At 29.8% G+C, this 19,829-nt stretch carries 24 protein-coding genes; all 24 read right to left on the reverse strand.

Annotation, left to right across the window (positions count from 1 at the left end; genetic code table 11):
- Positions 1-2: 2 nt before the first annotated feature.
- The 24 genes from flhA to flgB are packed head-to-tail and all read right to left on the reverse strand — an operon-like array spanning position 3 to position 19,813.
- Complete coding sequence (gene flhA, locus BRE_RS01415) at positions 3-2,090, reverse strand: flagellar biosynthesis protein FlhA (RefSeq protein ID WP_012538037.1); 2,088 nt, start codon at positions 2,088-2,090, stop codon at positions 3-5.
- 12 nt (positions 2,091-2,102) lie between these two features.
- Positions 2,103-3,224 carry a flagellar biosynthesis protein FlhB gene (gene flhB, locus BRE_RS01420; RefSeq protein WP_012538788.1) on the reverse strand — a complete coding sequence of 374 codons (1,122 nt, stop codon included), beginning with the start codon at positions 3,222-3,224 and terminating at the stop codon, positions 2,103-2,105.
- A complete protein-coding gene (fliR, locus tag BRE_RS01425) occupies positions 3,221-4,009 on the reverse strand; it encodes a flagellar biosynthetic protein FliR (RefSeq protein WP_012538789.1) in 789 nt (262 codons plus the stop codon). The genes flhB and fliR overlap by 4 nt, the downstream gene beginning before the upstream one ends.
- 16 nt (positions 4,010-4,025) lie before the next feature.
- Complete coding sequence (gene fliQ, locus BRE_RS01430; protein WP_012538790.1) at positions 4,026-4,289, reverse strand: flagellar biosynthesis protein FliQ; 264 nt, start codon at positions 4,287-4,289, stop codon at positions 4,026-4,028.
- A gap of 8 nt (positions 4,290-4,297) precedes the next feature.
- Positions 4,298-5,062: a flagellar type III secretion system pore protein FliP gene (gene fliP / locus BRE_RS01435; RefSeq protein WP_012538041.1), complete on the reverse strand. Its 765-nt coding sequence runs from the start codon at positions 5,060-5,062 to the stop codon at positions 4,298-4,300.
- Between the two features lie 9 nt (positions 5,063-5,071).
- Entirely contained in the window at positions 5,072-5,704 is a 633-nt protein-coding gene (locus tag BRE_RS01440; protein WP_012538042.1) for a flagella biosynthesis regulatory protein FliZ, read from the reverse strand.
- Complete coding sequence (fliN, locus tag BRE_RS01445) at positions 5,697-6,041, reverse strand: flagellar motor switch protein FliN (protein ID WP_012538043.1); 345 nt, start codon at positions 6,039-6,041, stop codon at positions 5,697-5,699. Before fliN ends, BRE_RS01440 begins: the two co-directional genes overlap by 8 nt.
- A gap of 46 nt (positions 6,042-6,087) precedes the next feature.
- Positions 6,088-7,146, reverse strand: coding sequence for a flagellar motor switch protein FliM (fliM, locus tag BRE_RS01450; RefSeq protein ID WP_012538044.1), 1,059 nt, complete (start codon positions 7,144-7,146; stop codon positions 6,088-6,090).
- Positions 7,147-7,165: 19 nt separating this feature from the next.
- Positions 7,166-7,702 (reverse strand): flagellar basal body-associated protein FliL, encoded by a 537-nt coding sequence (gene fliL, locus BRE_RS01455; protein WP_012538791.1) that lies wholly within the window; start codon positions 7,700-7,702, stop codon positions 7,166-7,168.
- A gap of 43 nt (positions 7,703-7,745) precedes the next feature.
- Entirely contained in the window at positions 7,746-8,534 is a 789-nt protein-coding gene (gene motB / locus BRE_RS01460) for a flagellar motor protein MotB (protein ID WP_012538792.1), read from the reverse strand.
- A complete protein-coding gene (locus BRE_RS01465) occupies positions 8,534-9,319 on the reverse strand; it encodes a motility protein A (RefSeq protein ID WP_012538047.1) in 786 nt (261 codons plus the stop codon). The genes motB and BRE_RS01465 overlap by 1 nt, the downstream gene beginning before the upstream one ends.
- Positions 9,316-9,537 (reverse strand): flagellar FlbD family protein, encoded by a 222-nt coding sequence (locus BRE_RS01470; RefSeq protein ID WP_012538793.1) that lies wholly within the window; start codon positions 9,535-9,537, stop codon positions 9,316-9,318. The genes BRE_RS01465 and BRE_RS01470 overlap by 4 nt, the downstream gene beginning before the upstream one ends.
- A 16-nt stretch (positions 9,538-9,553) precedes the next feature.
- Positions 9,554-10,879 (reverse strand): flagellar hook protein FlgE, encoded by a 1,326-nt coding sequence (flgE, locus tag BRE_RS01475; protein WP_012538794.1) that lies wholly within the window; start codon positions 10,877-10,879, stop codon positions 9,554-9,556.
- Positions 10,880-10,883: 4 nt separating this feature from the next.
- The gene (flgD, locus tag BRE_RS01480) at positions 10,884-11,324 is read right to left on the reverse strand and encodes a flagellar hook assembly protein FlgD (RefSeq protein WP_012538795.1); all 441 of its coding nucleotides are present in this window, start codon (positions 11,322-11,324) and stop codon (positions 10,884-10,886) included.
- Positions 11,325-11,336: 12 nt separating this feature from the next.
- Complete coding sequence (locus BRE_RS01485; protein ID WP_012538796.1) at positions 11,337-12,506, reverse strand: flagellar hook-length control protein FliK; 1,170 nt, start codon at positions 12,504-12,506, stop codon at positions 11,337-11,339.
- 3 nt (positions 12,507-12,509) lie between these two features.
- Positions 12,510-13,124: a periplasmic-type flagellar collar protein FlbB gene (locus tag BRE_RS01490; RefSeq protein ID WP_012538052.1), complete on the reverse strand. Its 615-nt coding sequence runs from the start codon at positions 13,122-13,124 to the stop codon at positions 12,510-12,512.
- A complete protein-coding gene (locus tag BRE_RS01495) occupies positions 13,117-13,548 on the reverse strand; it encodes a hypothetical protein (protein ID WP_012538797.1) in 432 nt (143 codons plus the stop codon). Before BRE_RS01495 ends, BRE_RS01490 begins: the two co-directional genes overlap by 8 nt.
- Positions 13,545-14,852: a FliI/YscN family ATPase gene (locus tag BRE_RS01500; protein WP_041178106.1), complete on the reverse strand. Its 1,308-nt coding sequence runs from the start codon at positions 14,850-14,852 to the stop codon at positions 13,545-13,547. Before BRE_RS01500 ends, BRE_RS01495 begins: the two co-directional genes overlap by 4 nt.
- Positions 14,853-14,868: 16 nt before the next feature.
- Positions 14,869-15,789: a flagellar assembly protein FliH gene (fliH, locus tag BRE_RS01505; RefSeq protein ID WP_041178107.1), complete on the reverse strand. Its 921-nt coding sequence runs from the start codon at positions 15,787-15,789 to the stop codon at positions 14,869-14,871.
- 14 nt (positions 15,790-15,803) lie between these two features.
- On the reverse strand, positions 15,804-16,838 hold the full coding sequence (gene fliG / locus BRE_RS01510; RefSeq protein WP_012538056.1) for a flagellar motor switch protein FliG: 1,035 nt from the start codon (positions 16,836-16,838) through the stop codon (positions 15,804-15,806).
- A gap of 15 nt (positions 16,839-16,853) precedes the next feature.
- Positions 16,854-18,560, reverse strand: a complete 1,707-nt coding sequence (gene fliF, locus BRE_RS01515; RefSeq protein WP_012538800.1) for a flagellar basal-body MS-ring/collar protein FliF — start codon at positions 18,558-18,560, stop codon at positions 16,854-16,856.
- Between the two features lie 13 nt (positions 18,561-18,573).
- Positions 18,574-18,903, reverse strand: a complete 330-nt coding sequence (fliE, locus tag BRE_RS01520) for a flagellar hook-basal body complex protein FliE (RefSeq protein ID WP_012538058.1) — start codon at positions 18,901-18,903, stop codon at positions 18,574-18,576.
- 15 nt (positions 18,904-18,918) lie between these two features.
- A complete protein-coding gene (gene flgC, locus BRE_RS01525; RefSeq protein ID WP_014696170.1) occupies positions 18,919-19,377 on the reverse strand; it encodes a flagellar basal body rod protein FlgC in 459 nt (152 codons plus the stop codon).
- 28 nt (positions 19,378-19,405) lie between these two features.
- Positions 19,406-19,813: a flagellar basal body rod protein FlgB gene (gene flgB / locus BRE_RS01530; protein WP_012538801.1), complete on the reverse strand. Its 408-nt coding sequence runs from the start codon at positions 19,811-19,813 to the stop codon at positions 19,406-19,408.
- Positions 19,814-19,829: the final 16 nt, after the last annotated feature.

Consider the following 19,829-nt stretch of genomic DNA (forward strand, 5'->3'; position numbering starts at 1 on the left):
TATTACTCTTCAACCTCTACTGTTTTAAGTACATTAACTTTAACATTTTTAGGAACCTCTAAAACAGATATAACAACAACATCTGAAAGCTCTCTACTTGTTAAAACCCTTATTACAGGACGTGCCGATTCACTAGATAATATAATGGGATAATATCCTTGCGATTGAACTTCATTTACAAGTACAAAGAGTTCATAAAGAAATTTAGATTTTAAATTTGGATCAAGGGAACTTACAAGATCGTTATTGGCCTCAAATCTTGAATCAATTATCTTTTGTTCAAATTCTGGATTAATTGTTATTACATTAAGCTCTAAATTAGAGTCCAGATATACATTAACTATTTGCCTTCCAATTGCTTGCCTACATTTCTCAATTAAAAAAAATGTATCTTTAGTAACATTTGTAAAATCAGCTATTGTTTCAAAAATTGTAACTAAATTACGTATTGAAACTTGTTCTCGCAAAAGACCTTGTAACACTCTTTGAATCTCTCCAACCGAAAAATCTTTTAAAACTTCTTCAACAATAGCTCCATAATCTTTTTTAAAAACATCAAGAATATTTTGAACATCTTGACGTGTTAAAATCTCATAAGAATGTCTCTTAATAAGTTCAGTCATATGCGTCGCAATAATTGAAGGTGGATCAACTACAGTATAGCCCAATTTCTCAGCAATTTCTCTCACATCATCATTCACCCAAATAGATGGAAGACCAAATGACGGATCTTTTGTAAGATCTCCTTCAAGACCAGAATCCAAACCTACATTTATAACCAAAAACTTACCTAACTTAATCTCTCCATGCCCAATCTCCACTCCTCTAAGTTTAAATGAATATTCATTTGGCTCAAGCCGCATATTATCCACTATTCTAATTTTAGGAACAACTATTCCAAATTCAAGAGCAATCTCACGACGTATTTTTACAATACGATCAAGAAGTTCTGATGTTTTAGAATCATCAACTATTGGAACAAGATTATATCCAATTTCTAAAGCCAATGGATCTAAAGGTACTACTGGTGTAATTTCCTTATCCGCATAACTTAATATTTGCTCTTCAGCTTTCTGTTTTTCATAAAGTTCTCTATCCCTAGATAAATTAGAGAGTGAATAAGCAAAAAATCCTATCAATAAACTCAAAAGAATCAGTATTAATGTAGGAAATCCTGGAAGAAATGCCAAAAATAGCAAAAATCCAGATACAATCCAATAAATTCCTGCATAGGAAGTAAATTGTTCAAAAATTTCCCCTCCAAAACTATTTTTTGATATCGACCTAGTAACAATAAGACCTGTTGCTGTTGAAATCAATAAAGCTGGAAGTTGAGAAACAAGCCCATCTCCAACAGTTAAAGACACATAATTATTAATTGCATCATTAAAATTAAGACCTTGAAGGGTTACTCCTACTATAAGCCCTCCAAGAATATTTATAAGAGTTATTAAAAATCCAACTTTCACATTCCCAGAAACAAATTTAGAAGCACCATCCATAGCACCATAAAAATTCACTTCAGATTGCAAATCATTTTTTTGTCTTGTAGCCTCTTCTTCTGTCAAATTCCCAGAACTATAAGCAGAATCAATAGCCATTTGTTTACCAGGAAGAGCATCAAGAGCAAAACGAGCAGCAACTTCAGCAACTCTAGTAGCACCTTTTGTTATAACAATAAACTGAACAGCAATAATAATAAGAAATATTATAAATCCTACAACAAGACCTTGAGTTCCAGAACTTCCAACAACAAATGTTCCAAAGGTTCTTATCATTTGACCATCAAAATTGATTCCTTTGATCAAAATTAATCTAGTAGAAGAAATATTTAAAACAAGACCAAAAATAGTCATAACAAGTAAAAGTGTTGGAAAAACCGAAAAATCGAGTGGACGCTTAGAATAAAGAACAATAAGAATAATTAAAAGACTCATCATTAAATTAATCGCAATCAAAGCATCTAAAATAAATGCAGGAAGAGGTAAAATAAAGCCAGCAACAATAAGTATTAATCCAACTGAAACTATTAAATCAGCTTTATTATTAAGCCCAAAATACCCTAATAAAGAATTTTTCTCTAAGTCCAATAACTTAAACCTCTAATTAAATTTTTTAGCAATAGAATATACCTTCACAAGAATTTTAGAAACAATTTCCCAATATTCTCTTGGAATCTCTTCATTAATATCAACATTAGCATAAAGATCCCTTGCAAGTGGCTTATTTTCCACTATAGAAACATTATTTTCTCTTGCAATTTGTTTAATTACAAATACAATTTCATCTTGTCCTTTTGCAAGCACTTTTGGTGCTAACATAGTATTGCTATCCCATTTAATAGCAACAGCAAAATGCTCTGGATTTGTAATTACCACATCTGCTTGAGGAACTGCTACCCTCAAATTAACATTTGAAATTTCTCTCATTCGCTCCCGCATTCTAGAACGGAGCAGAGGATCTCCTTCCATTTCCTTTCGCTCTTGCTTGATTTCTTCTTTTGTCATTTTCAAATTCTCAATATAACGAGCTCTTTGAAAAAGATAATCTAGTACACTAAGACCCATCAATACCATCACTGAAAAAAAACATATTCTATAAGCAAGACTTAATATTACAGAAATACCGCCTTCAAGGCTATACTCAGGCATTTTTGAAATTTTACCTATATTGCTTTTCAGCATAATATAATATATAAAAGATATTATAGCAATTTTCAATAAACTTTTAAACAAATTAAAAAAAGCATCAACTGAACCAAAAGAATTTTTCATCCATTTTGAAAAATTTGGATTTATTCTATCCCATTTAGGCATTATAGGCTTAAGAGTCATAACAAAGCCAACTTGCATAATATTAACTAAAAATCCAACTATAAAAGACACTATAAAAAATATACTCACATATCTAAATAGAGGTCTAATATATGCAAAACTCAATGAATAAATACTAATTGACATTACTTCTGGTAACTTACTAGCCTGCCATTTAAAAATATCCATTAATTCTTGAGCAAAATAAGATAACATAAAAAAAAATACAGCAAACAATATAAAAAGAGAAATGGATGAATTAATTTCTATTGATTTTAACACTTGACCTTCTCTTCTTGCTTTTTGTTTTCTTTGCTCAGTAGGAACTTCAGTTCTGCCCTCATCCTCTGAGGCAAAAAAATTAAGGGGTATATACCAACTTTTATTTAAAAATTCATCTCTAGTATTCATCTTAAAGTCTCAGAAAATAAATTTAATGCATTACGCATAGATTCTAAGCTAAGTTCAATTACTCTTTTAACAGATATTACAAAACTTGGAAAAGTAATATATAAAACAATTAATCCCAATCCCAAAGAAATCGCAAAACTAATCATTAATAAATTAATTTGAGGAGATGTTTTGGAAATTATACCTAAAATTAGGTATAAAAGTAAAAGAACTCCTAATATTGAAAGAGACATTATTAAAGATTTTTCAAAAAGAATAGCAAAAGAATAAAATACTAACTTTATAAATTCATAATTCTTTATATTAACCATATTCTCAACTCTAACATTTAAGACAGAATCATAAACCCCAATAACTAAAAAACGAAATAAAAAATCATTTAATAAAAACACAATCAAAAAAAGATAAGTAAATATTTGAGATATCACCAAATTATCCTCTTCTGCAAAAACATCAAAAATATTTGCATAAGCAAGTCCCATCTGATTTGAGAAAAAAAAACCAAGTAAATGAAACACATTAAAAATAATACTTACAAAAAAAGCTTGAATAAGTCCTAAAATAGCCTCTCCTAGCAATATTAATACAAATGCAGTCAAATTATTCAAAGGATAGACAACATTTACCTTATCTACAACAATAATGGACAAAATCAATGAAAAGAAAAAATTTAAATAACCCATTTTAATAGTCGAAAAAAAAGGTGAAAATCTTAAAAAAATAAAAATTCTAATAAAAATAGGTAAAACCACAAAAGACTTTAAAATCAAAAAATCCATATTCATAGATTAATCCAGACATTTACATATTTTGTATCTGATTAAAAACTAAAAACGTAAATTGCATAATCTTCTTTAAAATCCAAGGTCCAAATATCACAAGAACTAAGAGTATTATAATAATTTTGGGAATAAAACTAAGTGTTTGATCTTGAATCGAAGTAACAGCCTGAAAAATTGAAACTAAAAGACCAACTATAAGCGCTGTAATTAATATTGGCGCTGAGAGAATAATAATATTTTCAATAGATATTTTAATCAAATAAATAATTTGTCCAGTTGTCACTTATGACCTCACATAAAACTTTTTATAAGTCCACTAGTAATCAAAGTCCAACCATCCACCATAACAAAAAGTATAAGCTTAAATGGTAATGATATTATTACAGGTGGCAACATTATCATACCCATTGCCATTAAAACTGCAGCTACAATAATATCTATTATTATAAATGGTAAAAAGATCAAAATACCCATTTTAAAAGCAACTTTGAGTTCATGTAAAATAAAAGATGCAATAAGAACATGTGTTGGAACTTCACTAAAATTTTTAGGCTTTGCATAATCACTAATACTCATAAACAATCTAATCTCCTCATGCCTACTATTAGACATCTGTTTATACATAAAATTTCTAAGTGGAGCAATCCCTCTATCATAAAATTCATTAAAATTTATTTTAGAATCTCTCAAAGGTAAATATGCATCTTTATATATTATGTTAAAAGTTGGCCACATAGTAAAAAGAGTTAAAAATAAAGCTAATCCCATTATTACCTGATTAGGTGGTGATTGCTGAAGTGATAATGCTCTTCTAATAAAATCCAATACTATTGCTATCCTTAAAAAGGAAGTCATCAAAACCAAAAAAGCTGGAGAAAGCGTTATGATGCTTAATATTAATAAAAGTTGCAGAGGAAAAACTATGCCACCACCAAAAGAATTTAAAAAATCAACAAATGGAAAATTCAATCCAGTAGTAGGTTGCAAAGACTTGGTTTGAGCAAATGCAAAATTTACAACTCCAAATAACAACAAAAAACTTAATTTTTTATTCAAATTTTACCTCTAAAACTTTTTTAATCTATCCTGTTTACTTTTCAAAGAAGTCTCAATATCATTTTCCAACTCCGCATATTCATCATGATCATTAATAAATGATTTATCTTTCTTATTATTGCGTAATATTTTATTAAAAATTGACTTAAATGAATTTATATTACCACGGCTCTTAATTTTATTAAGTTGAAATTCTAAATTCTCCAACTCTTCACTTGTTGTTATCTCCTTTAGTACAATAGAAGAACTATTTGATACTAAAAATACATAAACATTGCCTAATACATTAACAATCCTTATAGAATTTTTATTATCTATTTCATAAAAAGCAAGTTCTCTTATTAAACTCGACATATCATTATTTTTATTTTTTTTATAGCTTAAAATCATTTTCTTAAATAAAAAAATAAAAATAACAAAAAAAAGAAAAAACAAAACCAAAGTAAACAAATCTGTAACATTAAAAAGAGATATGCTTTGTATGTCTTGATTATCTAAAACAACCTTATTATCATCAAATATTGGCAAATTAACTTCATTTTCTAATTTAGAAGTAACATTTAAATCACTCTCATTATCCTGCGCAAATAAATTTTCTGCAAAAAATACAATAAAAGTGAAAAATAAAATTAACCTATTCATTTTTAATTTTAATTATTTCGGTAATTCTAACACCAAAATTCTCATCAATTACAACAACCTCTCCTTTAGCCACTATTTTTCCATTTACCAAAATATCTACAGGTTCACCAGCAAGTTTATCAAGTGTAATGATCGTTCCTTCAGACATAGCAAGTATATCTTTTATTTTACGTTCAGTCCTACCAAGTTCTACTGTAACTTGCATAGAAACATCCATTAAAAGACCAAAATTGCTAGGATCAACACCTTCAGGCAAACTATCAATCAAATCAGGAAGTTTAACACCCTTTATCTCAGGTTTTTCCTCACTAAAATCATTCTTATCATCTACATCCATTATTTACCTCTCTATTAAATTCATTAAAACATCAAAACTCTTTAAGTTATTCAACTTCTTCTGTAAGTTCTTTCAATAAATCAAAATCCTCTACCTCACCAACTTTTCTTGTAATTTGAACTGAAATTTTATTCCCAACAAGTCCCATTCGACATTTAAATTTTTCTTTAGTTCCTACTTTCAAAATCAAATCTTGATCTATTGAAGAATTTTCAAGATTAATAACATCCCCTTTCTCTAAAGATAAGATTTCTCTTACCTTTAATTTCACTTCTCCTATCTCAGCCACCAAAGGCATATTTGTATATTCAAGTTTTTCTCTAAGTACATCAAGATTCTCACTGGTAGTTCCCACACCAATTAAAGAATGCCAATATCTTGTTGACAGTTTAGATACAATAGGTTCTATTGTAATATAAGGCAAACAAAAATTCATAAGTCCTTCAACTTTACCTATCTTAACTTCAAGTGTAACCAAAATAACCATTTCTGTTGGAGGAACTATCTGCGCAAATTGAGGATTCACTTCTATGTGCCCAAACCTAGGCCTTAAATCAACTACTTGAGACCAAGCCTCTCTCATATTAGCAAGAATACGAATAATAACACTTTCCATTACAGACTGTTCTATTTCTGTTAAATCTCTACTCTTATCTTTAATGGTGTCACCATCACCACCAAAAAGCCTATCAACTATTGCAAATGCAATAGTTGGATCAACTTCAAATATAGCAGAACCTTTAAGAGGATCCATATTAATTATTGCTAAGGTAGTAGGATTTGGAATAGATCGAATAAATTCTTCATAAGTCAACTGATCAACTGAAGCTACATGTACATGAACCATTTTTCTCAAAAGAGCTGAAAGTGAAGTTGTAGTATATCTTGCAAATGCTTCATGAAAGCTTGATACTGTTCTTACTTGTTCTTTTGAAAATTTATCTGGTCTTTTAAAATCATACACTTTAACTTTCTGTTTCTTGCCCATAGGGCTAGATATAATATTAGAAAGTGAATCATCTGATGATAAATTATCAGACGAATTAATAGATTCTAAAAGACTATCTATATCATCTTGTGATAATGCTCCCGGATTACCTGCCATTTAAAATTCCTTTTAAAAATCACATATCAAAAATATCAATTTGCGTCAATGCTATCTCTTTTATTTCACCATTTCTAAGAATACTATTAATTCTGGCCTTAATTTCTGCTTTAATCTGACTTTCATTTTTTATCTCTTGGCCTGTTCTTTGACTAAAATATTCCCTTATAATATCTTTTAATCGCACCTTTTGTCGCCCAAGTTCACTTAAAATATTAACATTATTCTCAGCATAACCTAGTGCAAGTTTTATTACAAAAGTTTTCGGAGGAGTATCTTGGGTAGTCCCTCTAATTTCGTCTATACTTTCATACCATATAAGCATAGGAAGCTTTTCTAAATATTCATTAGAAAAGATTGGAAAATTATTAGGTGCGCCACTTTGACTTACTACCATCTTAGAAACAAAATAAGAAACTATTATCATGATAACAACAGTAAATAGTCCTATTGCTAATATTTGCAAAATCCTTATTATCACATCAGGTAGTAGTCCTATTTTTTTACTATCAGAACCTCCTACTACATCCATACTATCATCATCTTTTTCAGGCATATTACCTCCTATAAATTTCTTATTTCATTACTAAAAAATATTATTATTGCTTAATACCTTTAGCAAAACTTAAAGAAGCATCACTAGTAATCAAAATATCTATTCTTCTATTATAAGCTCTACCTTCAGGAGTATCATCAGTAGCAACGGGCCTACTACCTGCAAATCCAGATACCTCAAATTTACTCTCAATACTTTCTATTTTAGAATGATCAGTATAGTTTAAAATCTGCTCTAACATGTTTACTGCTCTTGCTGATGAGAGTTCCCAATTACTTTTCCAAATTCCATTTATATTAACATCGACATTATCTGTATGTCCTTCAATTTTAAAATTATATCCTTGATTATCTAAAAACCCAATAAAAGAAGCTATCTTTTGTATAACATCTCTATTATCATCAAGTTTCACCTCAGCACTAGCTGAATCAAAAAAAGCATCTGCTAAAAGAGATACAACAACACCTCGCTCATGTCGTCTTACAATAACCTTATTCGACTGAATTTTTTCAACAAACTCGATAATAGATTTGTTTTTAGAAGCCTGAGAAGCTTGTTTGTTTTTAGCAGTAGAAGGCAAAGACATAAAGCTATTACTCAAATAAGAAAGCTTATCAATATCCAAAGTCTTACCTCCCTTAAAAAATCCAGAACCCGTAAAAGAAGCTGACATTATTTTTAAAACATTTTCTTTCATAATAACATCATTTAATGAAAACATAGTAACAAAAAAGACAAGCAACAAAGTCACCATATCTCCATAAGTCACCATATATTCAGGAGCACCACCATCTTCACACTTTGAACGTTTCTTTTTAGTTTTAAATATCATTATTCACCTCCAAGAACACCACTACCAAGTTGATTTCTATCTTTAGGAGTTAAAAACGTTACAAGTTTTTGCTCTAAAATTCTAGGATTGTCACCTGCTTGAATTGATAAAATACCTTCAACTATCATTGCTCTAACTGATGCTTCCTCAAGATCGATAGACTCTAATTTAAGTTGAATAGGAGTCAGCATTAAATTTGACATTATTGTACCATAAAGAGTTGTAACAAGAGCAACAGCCATAGAAGAACCGAGTGCTGATCTGTCTTCTAAATTTCCAAGAAGAGCAATAAGTCCAATAAGAGTACCTATCATTCCAAAAGCAGGAGCAAGTTTTGCCCAAGTTCCAAAAAGATCTGCACCAACCTTATGTCGCTCTTGCATCTGTTCAAGTTCAAGAAAAAGCATAGTTCTAATTATCTCTGGATCAGTACCATCAACAACAAGTCTCATTCCAGATTTAAAAAAAATATCATCAATTTGATCAAGTTCATCATCAAGAGATAAAAGTCCTTCTTTCCTAGCTTTTTCTGAAAGTTCTACTAAAGTTTTTATAATAGGAATTTTACTAAAAGAACTTCTTTTAAAGAAAAATCCTAAATATGTAGGTATTCTCTTAACAATAGTAATTTCTGAAGAAGCCACAAGCGCAGAAAAAGAACCAACAATAGTAATAAACACAGAACTTAAATCCCAAAAAACTCCTAATCCTGTAGGAGTAAATGCCATAGATATTAAAATAGCACCAAATCCAACTCCCCATCCAATTATACTAGCCAAATTCATAATTCAACTCCCTTATTCTCTTGTGTAATTCTATCTAACAAAGCAATTTCTCTCCTATACATCTTGATTTTATTGACCACATCTGCCACACTCTCTTTGACAACCAATTTCTTACTATTCATAAGTAAAATTGTAGTATCAGGATTAGCTTCAATACTCTCAATATGAGAAGGATTTAAATAATAACTATCTCCATTAAGTTTGGTTACATAAATCATAAACTAAAACAAAAAATCAACTCTTAAGCCTTACAAGCTCTTGCAATAACTGATCTGAAGTAGTTATAGTCTTAGCATTAGCTTGAAAACCTCTCTGAGTCACTATCATATCTGTAAATTGTTCAGCAAGATCAACATTAGCCATTTCTAAAACTCCTGACCTAATAGTACCAAGTCCTGCAAATCCAGTCTCACCTATTCTAGCTTGTCCTGAATTACTAGTTTCAGTAAAATTGGTATCACCTGCTTTTGCAAGACCCCCAGGATTAACAAATGAAGCAAGAGCAATCTTTCCAATAGTGCGTCTAATGCCATTTGAATAAACTCCTGTAATAACACCATTTTGATCAATCTCATAATTTTCCATATATCCCATACCATACCCATTTTGAACAATAGCTTTTGTAGTACTTGCATCAGCAAATTGAGTAATTGAATCAGCATAACTACCAACAGTTCCAAGTCTAAGGTTAACGGTCTGCTCACCACCTTCTCCAGCATTAGCATCAATAACACCAAAAGTTATAGGAAACTCAAGTAAATCTCCTGGTTGACCTGCTTGACCATTTAAAGAAAGCAATGCTCCCTCATTATCAAATCCCATTGTAAAATTAGAATTTTCTTCTCCATTAACTAAAACTGTAGCATTCCATGTATTAGGAGCAGTTGCATCCTTTAAAACTCTAAGTTCAACAACATTAGTATTCCCAAAAGAATCATAAATGGTTTTATTGACAACCCAAGTACCACGAGCAATATCTACTTCGTTTGCACCTTGTTGAACTATAGGCAATCTCTTATCAAGATTACAAGCAAAAGTAATGTACTCAGTAGCTTTAGCACCCTCTTTATCTCTAATAGGAATAATCAAATCTCTAATATCAGAAGATGTATTGAAAACTTGCTCTCCTCCAACAGATTCTGCCATCCAACCTTGAATTCTCATACCATTTGCAGGATTTACAAGATGTCTATTAGAATCAACATCAAATGCACCTGCTCTTGTATAAAAAGAATTATCACCATCCCTTAATATAAAAAACCCATTACCACTAATTCCTAAATCAGAAGCTTTCTGGGTACTTTGAAATGAACCTTGAGTATGAATAGTATCAACAGTAGCAACAGTCATTCCAAGACCAATTTGTTTTGGATTAACACCTCCACGTCCATCAGTAGGACGAGATGCCCCAGAAATACTTTGAGATATCATGTCTTGAAAATTAACTCTTCCTTTCTTAAAGCCAACGGTATTAACATTTGAAATGTTATTACCAACAACATCCATTCTTGTTTGATGATTCTGCAACCCAGAAACACCAGAATACAAAGATCTCATCATATAATTACTCCTCCAATCCTACTGATAAAACATTACTATAAACATAATATTTTCCATCAATCATAATTTGTGGATTTACTCCTGCCTTTACACTTGTAACTTTACCTTTAATAATTTTTCCTTCAACATTTTCAAATTCAACTATTTTCCCTAATAAATTCAAATCCTTATTTACACCAAGGATAGATGATAAATTTTCAAAAGATTTATTCATATTTGTCATCTGTTCAAGTGCCGAAAACTGTGCCATTTGAGAAATAAATTCTTTATCTTTCATTGGCTCTGTAGGATCTTGATATTTAAGCTGAGTAAGAAGCAATTTCAAAAAATCATCTCTACCCAAATTACTTTCCTTAATATCCCTATCTCTTTTTAATCCAGCATTAACTATTTTTTTAGACTGCCCTATATTAACTAAATTATCAATATTACTAATTGTATTCATCTGTCCTCCATTTTAAACAATTAAATTAACATTTTCCTCTAAATCACTAAAAAATTCAACATAATCTTCAATTCTAAAAACCTGACTCTCCTTTAAAGAATGTCGATGACCCTCAAAATCATCCTTAAAATTACTACCAGAAGAAAATCCCAAATCACTACCTGCAAGAGAAAGATTTAAACTACTATTAAAACCATTATCACTTAACATTTTATTGAGTGAATACATATTTTGTTCAAAAAGAGTCCTAACATTATGATTATCAACTATTATCTTTCCTAATAAATTATTATTAGAATCAAGATTTAAATTAATTCTTATACTACCAAGTTTTTTAGGTTTTAAAATCAACCTAATCTCTCCTGTATCATTTGATTTTAACACAATTTTAGCCTTATTCACAATATTACGATTAACTTTCAAATTCCATTCTGACATCAAATTATCATCAATTTGACTTAAAAAAAATTCTTTTATATTTTTTACACTAGATCCAGATAGATTATCCATAAATTCGCTAGAACTATCAAATGTTTCCTTTAAAGCATATTTTCCAACAGAATTATCATTATCAACTAATCTAAATCTAGAATTTGTATTCAAAAATTCCTTAACACCACTATTCTTCTTAAAATTTTTAACATCAATATTAATCAAATTTTTTTCTTTTTCTGTATTCTTTTTTATAATACCCAAATCTCCACATTCAAAATCAGTACCAATATTGAAACAATCAGCATTAAAAACAAAATTTAAATCACCAATTAAAGTAGCAAGTTCAGATAAGACCTTCTCAACATTACTTAACATTTCTCTTCTATCAACAAATTCAGAATCAAAAGATAAATTTTCTCTTAAATTTTTCAAACTTTCAAAATCAAATAAACTTCCTGTTTCTTTAAGCAAGGATTTAAAGTCAGACATAAAATCTTTATCTTTAAATTTTTCCAACACAAAAGAATGATTTAAAGAAAGATTTTTAGAACTTTTATTTATAAGCCCATTACTCTTTAAAAACTCTAACAATGAAATTCTTAATTTAGACATACTTTGAATTTCTGAAGAAATAAAATCTGCAAAACCACCCTTTTTATCTTGACTTAATAAACTAGCATTTATAAAATTAAAATTTTTATTTAACTTTGATAAATTAACATCAATAATTTTACTTAAATTACTCATACATTACTCCAATGCACTAACAGACATTTTTCTAATCAATACAGCAGCCTTCTTAGAATCCATAAGAGACAACCAATAAGGCACAATAGATGCTCGTCCTTCTTTTTTGGCTATATCTTCTACTTTACGCATATAAGATATAGCAATCTCATCATTAAGTTCTTCAATTCTTTTAACTGCATCTTCTGGTGGCATATTAATCAAATATAAAGCAGCCTGTGCAAAATTTGCATCCTCATCTCTATACTTGTTAACAATATCATCAATTAACTTTTGTTTTAAATCCAAATCTTTTTGTTTTTGATTAAGTTCCGCTTCCAATTTATTTAAATTATCTTCCCTTTTCTTTAATTCTTCTCTCAATTTTTCAACTTGTTGACTCTTAATATAAATGGCCTCTTTTTCTTTTATCATCCTAATCTCATCAAGACTAATATGTGTATAATCAAGTAACTGCTCATCATCTTTAAAAAATAAAGTTCTAATATACTTGGGCAAATAGTCTCTAGTATGATATATACCAAATAAATCTGTTAAAAAAAAAGAAAGTCCTAAGAAAAAAATAACCAAAAATAACCACAAAAAAAATCTAAATAAAAATAACAAATAATTATTCATTATTCTTTCCTAATTTCTTACAAATCTTATAATTAACATACTCGTCTAAAGACAAAATCTCACTTCTTATTTTACCTTTAATTATAGTATTATTTAAAGTTTTTATTAATATGTCAACCTTTTTTTCTTCTGCATACTTTTTTAAATAAATATCATAATATTTATTATACTCTCTCTTAAACTCCTCAAGCTTTTTTATCTCTTCTTTTTGTTTTAAAGAAATATAATCCAAATAATTTCCTTTCAAAAAAAGGTCTGCACTATTTAACTTACAAAGTCCTTTAATAATACCTTCCAAAAATTCTTCTATTTTTACAATCTTATTATTAACATTCATCAAATCATTCTCACTAAATTTTCTATTATAGGTTCTAATGGTTAATATTTTTTCAAAATTTTTTTTCTTTAAAATTAAATCATTCAAGCTAATATTTCTCTCATTTCATTATCCAAATTTTCAAAATCACATTCTTCCTGCATCCCTTGGGATAAAAAATCAATAATTTTTGGATATTTTGCAATAGCTAAATCAACTTCTTTATTAGAACCCTTAACATAAATCCCTGTTTTAATTAAATCCTCATAGCTTTTATAAATTGATAACAAATTCCTAATTTTAGATATCAATTTTTGTTTCTCAAAATTGACTATTCTATGAAGAGATCTTGAGGTTGAATTTAAAATATTTACCGAAGGATAAATTCCTTTATCAGACAAATCTCTATCTAAAATAATGTGTCCATCCAAAACAGCCTTCATATTATCAGATATAGGTTCACTAAAATCATCACCCTCAACAAGCACAGTATAAAATCCTGTAATACTACCCTTTGCATTAAGTCCTGAACGCTCAAGCAAAATAGGAATTTCCACAAAAACAGACGGAGGATATCCTTTAGTAGCAGGGGGCTCTCCCATCGAAAGACTAATTTCTCTTTTAGCATTTGCAAATCTTGTAATTGAATCAAACAATAACATAACATCCATTCCACAATCTCTAAAATGTTCAGCCACTAATGTTGCTGTATAAGCCCCCTTATATCTTGAAATAGGAGACTCATCAGAAGTTGACACAATTAAAACACTTCTATTAAAACATCCATTTCCAAGCTCATATTTAATAAATTCATTAAGTTCACGACCTCTCTCCCCAATAAATGCAATGACATTAACATCTGCTTTTGAATTCTTAGCAATCATACCAAGCAAAGTAGACTTGCCAACACCAGCACCTGAAAAAATACCCACACGTTGTCCCCGTGCCACTGGCAAAAATCCATCAAGAACTCTAACCCCAGTAACTATTTGCTCAGTAAAAACACCTCTATCTAAGGGATTAATACTACTAAAACTTAATTCTTTATAATTATTACCAAAAAACGGACCTTTGTTATCAATAGGCCTTCCAAGCGAATCAATCACCCTTCCAAGTAATTCATCACTAAGATTAATTTGAGGTTTCTTATTTAAGGAATAAACTTTATCTCCAACCTTAATCCCATCAAATCCTTCATAAGCCATAAGACTCACACAAGATCCATTAAAACCTAAAACTTCCGCATATATTTTTTTTCCACAACTCTGCTCAATTAAACATAAATCACCAATACCACATTTTGGACCTAAACTTTCCAGCAAAAGTCCTTTAATTTTTTTTACCCTACCAATAAAAGATATAGTATGAATATCATCTAATATATTTGAATAACCTTCAAAAAAATTATCCATCAAAATTCCTCAGTAGCTAGAATATAGAAGAAAAATTTTTAAATCTCTCCTCTATCCTATCAAGTTGAGATGAAATTCGTGCATCTATCTCACCAAAATCAGTCTCAATAATACATCCACCCTTTCCTATATTAACGTCCTCAACAATTTCAAGATTTTCTATAAAATCAAATTTAGAAATAAATTCATGTTTTTGATGACTTACAACATCTATATCATCGAGATTCACACGAATAATAATACTAGTTTTACTTTTTATTTTTTTTAAAGCCTCATTTACATTTTCTATAACAACACCTTTTTGAGAATCTATGATTTTTTTAACCACTTTAACTGCAATTTGCATTACAAGATTCATTATGTGTTCACCTGAGGACTCAAGAATTTCCTTTCTTTTTGCAATCAAAGAAGATATAATACCATTCAATTTCCCAAGTATTTTATCAAAATCTTCACGTCCCTTTTGAAATCCATCATCATATCCTTCATTTCTCCCTTTTTCAGTCTCAATTTCAAGTTCTCTCTTTAATTTTTCTTCATGTTCTTTAATTATCCTTTGAATTTCCAAATTAGATTCTCTCTCAATTGCTCCTTTTTTATCTTCAGCCTCTTTTTGTAAACTTTCAGCTTTCTCATTAGCCAAACTCACTATTTCATTAGCCTGCTCCCTAGCTTTCTCAAAAATTTTAGAACATTCAGCATCAATTTCTGCCTTAATAAGTTCATGTTCATGTTCAAGTTCTTCTTGTAGTTTTGCCTTTTGACTCATTAAAGTTTCAAGCTCATTACGAAGCTTAACACTACGACTCTCTACATCAAAAATTTCATTTTCTTTTCTCTTAACTTCTAATGATTTAAAGAGAGGATTTGCAATTTCAACAAACTCTAACTTTACTGCATTTACAATTTCTTTTGATTTATATAAAACCTTAGGCAAATACAACTCCTTTATTAGATAAGCACATCTTCCTCACCACCTCTAGAAATTACTATTTCACCCTGCTCTTCTAATTTTCTAATAAGAGAGACAATTTTTTGTTGAGCTTCCTCAACATCTTTACGTCTAGTGGGACCCAAAAATTCCATATCTTCTTTAAGCATTCCAGCGGCTCTCTTAGACATATTCTTGAAAATTTTTTCTTGTACAGGAATATCAACTGATTTTAAAGCTTTTGCCAATTCCTGACCATCGATTTCCCTTAAAATACGCTGTATTGATCTGTCATCAAGAAGCACAATATCTTCAAATACAAACATTTTCTTCTTAATTTCTTCTGCAAGCTCAGGATCTTCTTCTTCAAGAGATTCAATAATAAATTTCTCTGTTTTACGATCAGCCATATTAATTATTTCAACAACATTATCAACACCACCAGCTGAAGTATAATCTTCTGAAGACAAAGAAGCCAATTTTTTTTCAAGAACTCTTTCAACCTCTCTTACAACTTCAGGAGAAGTTCTATCCATCAATGCTATTCTTCTGGCAACATTAGTTTGAATTTCAGTAGGAAGACTAGAAAGAATAAATGAAGCCTTTTGGGGATCAAGATATGACAGTATCAAAGCAATTGTTTGTGGATGTTCTTGTTGAATAAAGTTTAAAATATTAGCAGGATCTGCTCTTCTAACAAACTCAAAAGGTCTTGATTGCAAAGCAGAACCTAAATTATTAATAATATCCACTGCCTTTTGAGTACCAAGTGATTTCTCAAGAAGTTCTCTAGCATAATCTATACCACCCTTTTGAATAAATTCTTGGGCCATCATTAATTCTTTAAATTCCAAGAGAACACTATCTTTAAGCTCAGAAGTCACAACATCAAGTCTTGCTATTTCAAAAGTTAAAGACTCTATTTCTTCTTGAGAGAGATATTTAAATATTTTTGATGAAATATCAGAACCTACAGAAACTAATAAAATAGCAGCCTTTTGTTTTCCTGTTAAAGTAGAAACACCAAATATTTCTTTTTCTTTTTGATCTTCCATATAAACTATTATCCTTTATACATTCTTCACAATCCATGTCCTAATAAGCTTAGCAACATCTTCGGGTTTCTCTCTAGCTAAAATTTCAGCATTACTTTGAAGTTCATCCTCTTCTCTAAATCCACCAACAACATTATCAATCCCAATATTATCACCATCCATTAATGCCTGTTGACGTCTTAAATGTGCTTGTCTTGCAAATTCTTCTTCTCTAAGACGTCTTCTTCTCTCAAGTTCTCTAGAAATAATGAAAAACACTGTAAATATTAATATCAATAAAGCAATTATTATACTTACAACAAAAATAAGAAATTTAAATTTTTCACCTGCAAAATAATCCTCATCTATTTTTCTAAATTCACTTGCTCTATCAAAGATAATATTTCTAACAGTAATTGAATCACCTCTTTCTGGTTTATACTCAAAAGAACTCTGCAAAACATCAGTTATACTTTTTAAAGTCTCATCAGAAATAGGCTTATACTCCCTTTTTCGCATCCCATTTTCCATAACGAAATTTCCAGACTCATCATAAACAAAATCCCAAATACCATCTATAAAAATTCCAAGCGAAATCCCAGAAACTCTAGCAGGTTCCTTTTCACTTAAAGATTTTTTTTCATTAAGAGCAACATTTTTTATTTCTTTAAACTCATTTGATTTTCCAATAATATCGCTCATATCTCCGTATTCAGGAGGAGTATTACCTTCCTGTCCAGGAGGACCCCATGGACTATAACCTTGTCCTTCATACTCTCTCTTATGTACTTGAGAAGAAATTAATGTAGAATCACTCACTTTTCTTGTATTATAAGAAACTTTTGGATTTTGAGGTTCAAGCTCAATAGGAGCATACTCTTTAGATTCTGTAGTTTGCTTTGAAGTATCTAATGTAACATTAACCCTTGCAATCATAAATCTATCACTAGACAAAACCTTACTTAAAGCAAAATCAATCTCATCACGAAGCATAGATTCATATTTTAATTTAAGTTTTCTTTCCTTCTCAGCTAAATCAATTCTATCAACACCATCTAAATTAGAAAAATCATTTAAAATGGTTCCTTTATTATCAACAATAACAATATTATCTGCTTCAAGACCTTCAACAGCATATTGAATTAACTTAACAAGACCTTCTACTTTTTGACGATTAGTTGCAATATCAGAACCAGGTTTAGGAGTAATTCTAACAGACGCTCTCACAGATTCTTGTGATTCTTTAAAAAGAGCTTTTTCTGGCATAACAAGATTAATACTAACAGCATCAACATCATCAAGAGCAACAATATGTTGCTCAACAGCTCTTGTAATTGACCTTCTAAGATTAATATTCCTCTCAAAATCAGTAATAGTCCATCTATCAATATCAAAAAGAGACCAAGGATCCATATGCATAGGAATAAGCTCTTCTCTTACAAGAATTGCTCTTATTCTCTTAGACATATTTTCATCACTTAAGTAAATTCTTCCATCAGCAGTAATAGTATACTTTGCATTCTCTCTATCCAATCTCTGCACTATTTTATCTAACAAGTACTGATCCTTAATCGAAATACCAAAAAGAGCAATACCTTGTTTTCTAGTAGAAAAACTCACCAAAAAAACAAGCGACAAAATTATAAATAAAGCAATAACCCCAAAAGCCACTTTTTGAACCATAGTGGCTTTTTTTATCTTTTTACTTATTGATGCAAAAAACTTAGTAATAAAATTGTTCAAACTGCATAGCTCCTTAACGAATATTGATTACATCTTGATAAGCCTTTATGCTTTTCTCAACAACAGCTTTTGTAATACTTAAATTCATATTAGCTTTAGCCATTGATATTACAACATCATGAACATCAACACTATCTGGATGCAAAATAGCTTGCTGTGATACTTTATACATATCCAACTGACTATTATTAACATTAGATATCAAATTTAAAAAAAGTTCTCTAAAGGTTCCTGCTTGTTTTTCACTCTTAACACTAAAATCAGAAAAACTTTTATCAAAATGCAAAGGATTTTTACGAATTAAATAAACATTACTATCTGTGAAAAAAGAATCTACTTTCATTTTCTACAAACCTCCTTAATTTTGAAGTATTGATAATGCACTCCTAAACATTGATTTACTACTATTAATTACAGAAGAATTTGCTTCATAAGCACGAGAAGCAGAAATCATATCTACCATTTCTTCAACCACATTTACATTAGGAAATTCCACATAACCTTTCAACTCTCCAGATTTTATTGCATCAGGATGAGTTGGATCATATTGTAGCTTTAAAGGAGACTTGTCTTTTTCAATACCAGAAACTCTGACGCCTTGTCCAACTCCATTATCAAGATAATCAGGAACAAAAGGCCCCTTCCAATATGGACTTACAACTCTAGGAGCAAAAATTATTCTCTCTCGTCTATAAGCTCCCCCATCAGCAGTCCTGGTAGTTTCCACATTTGCAATATTATTTGCAATAACATCGAGTCTTAATCTTTGAGCTGTCAAACCTGTCGAAGCAGTATTAATACTTGAAAATAATCCCATATACAAATATTCCTTGAGGTTATATAACTTATTTTATTACAATATTTACACTTTTAAAATGATGAGCTTGAATATTTGTAAATAATCTATACATCATTTGGTTCTGAACAAGACTTTTCATTTCAGAATCAATATCAACATTATTGCCATTATTATTCAATGTTGAGAGATGATCAAGCATTCTTTGAGGTTTAACATCTAAATATCCTAACTCTTTAAAACCATCTAAATGTTTATTATTACCTCTAATCAAAGACAAATTATTTGTCTTTTCATTCAAAATTGCTCTCTCAAGCTCAGCCTCAAAAGTAACCTTACTTCTCTTAAAATTCGGAGTATCCACATTTGCAATATTATCAGCCACTACACTTTGTCTTAACCCAAGAACATCTAAATACCTATGTGTCAAATCTACTGATCTTTGAAAAATATCCAAACTAATATCCTCATAC

Origin of the sequence: Borrelia recurrentis A1, assembly GCF_000019705.1 — a bacterium.
Lineage (GTDB): Bacteria > Spirochaetota > Spirochaetia > Borreliales > Borreliaceae > Borrelia > Borrelia duttonii.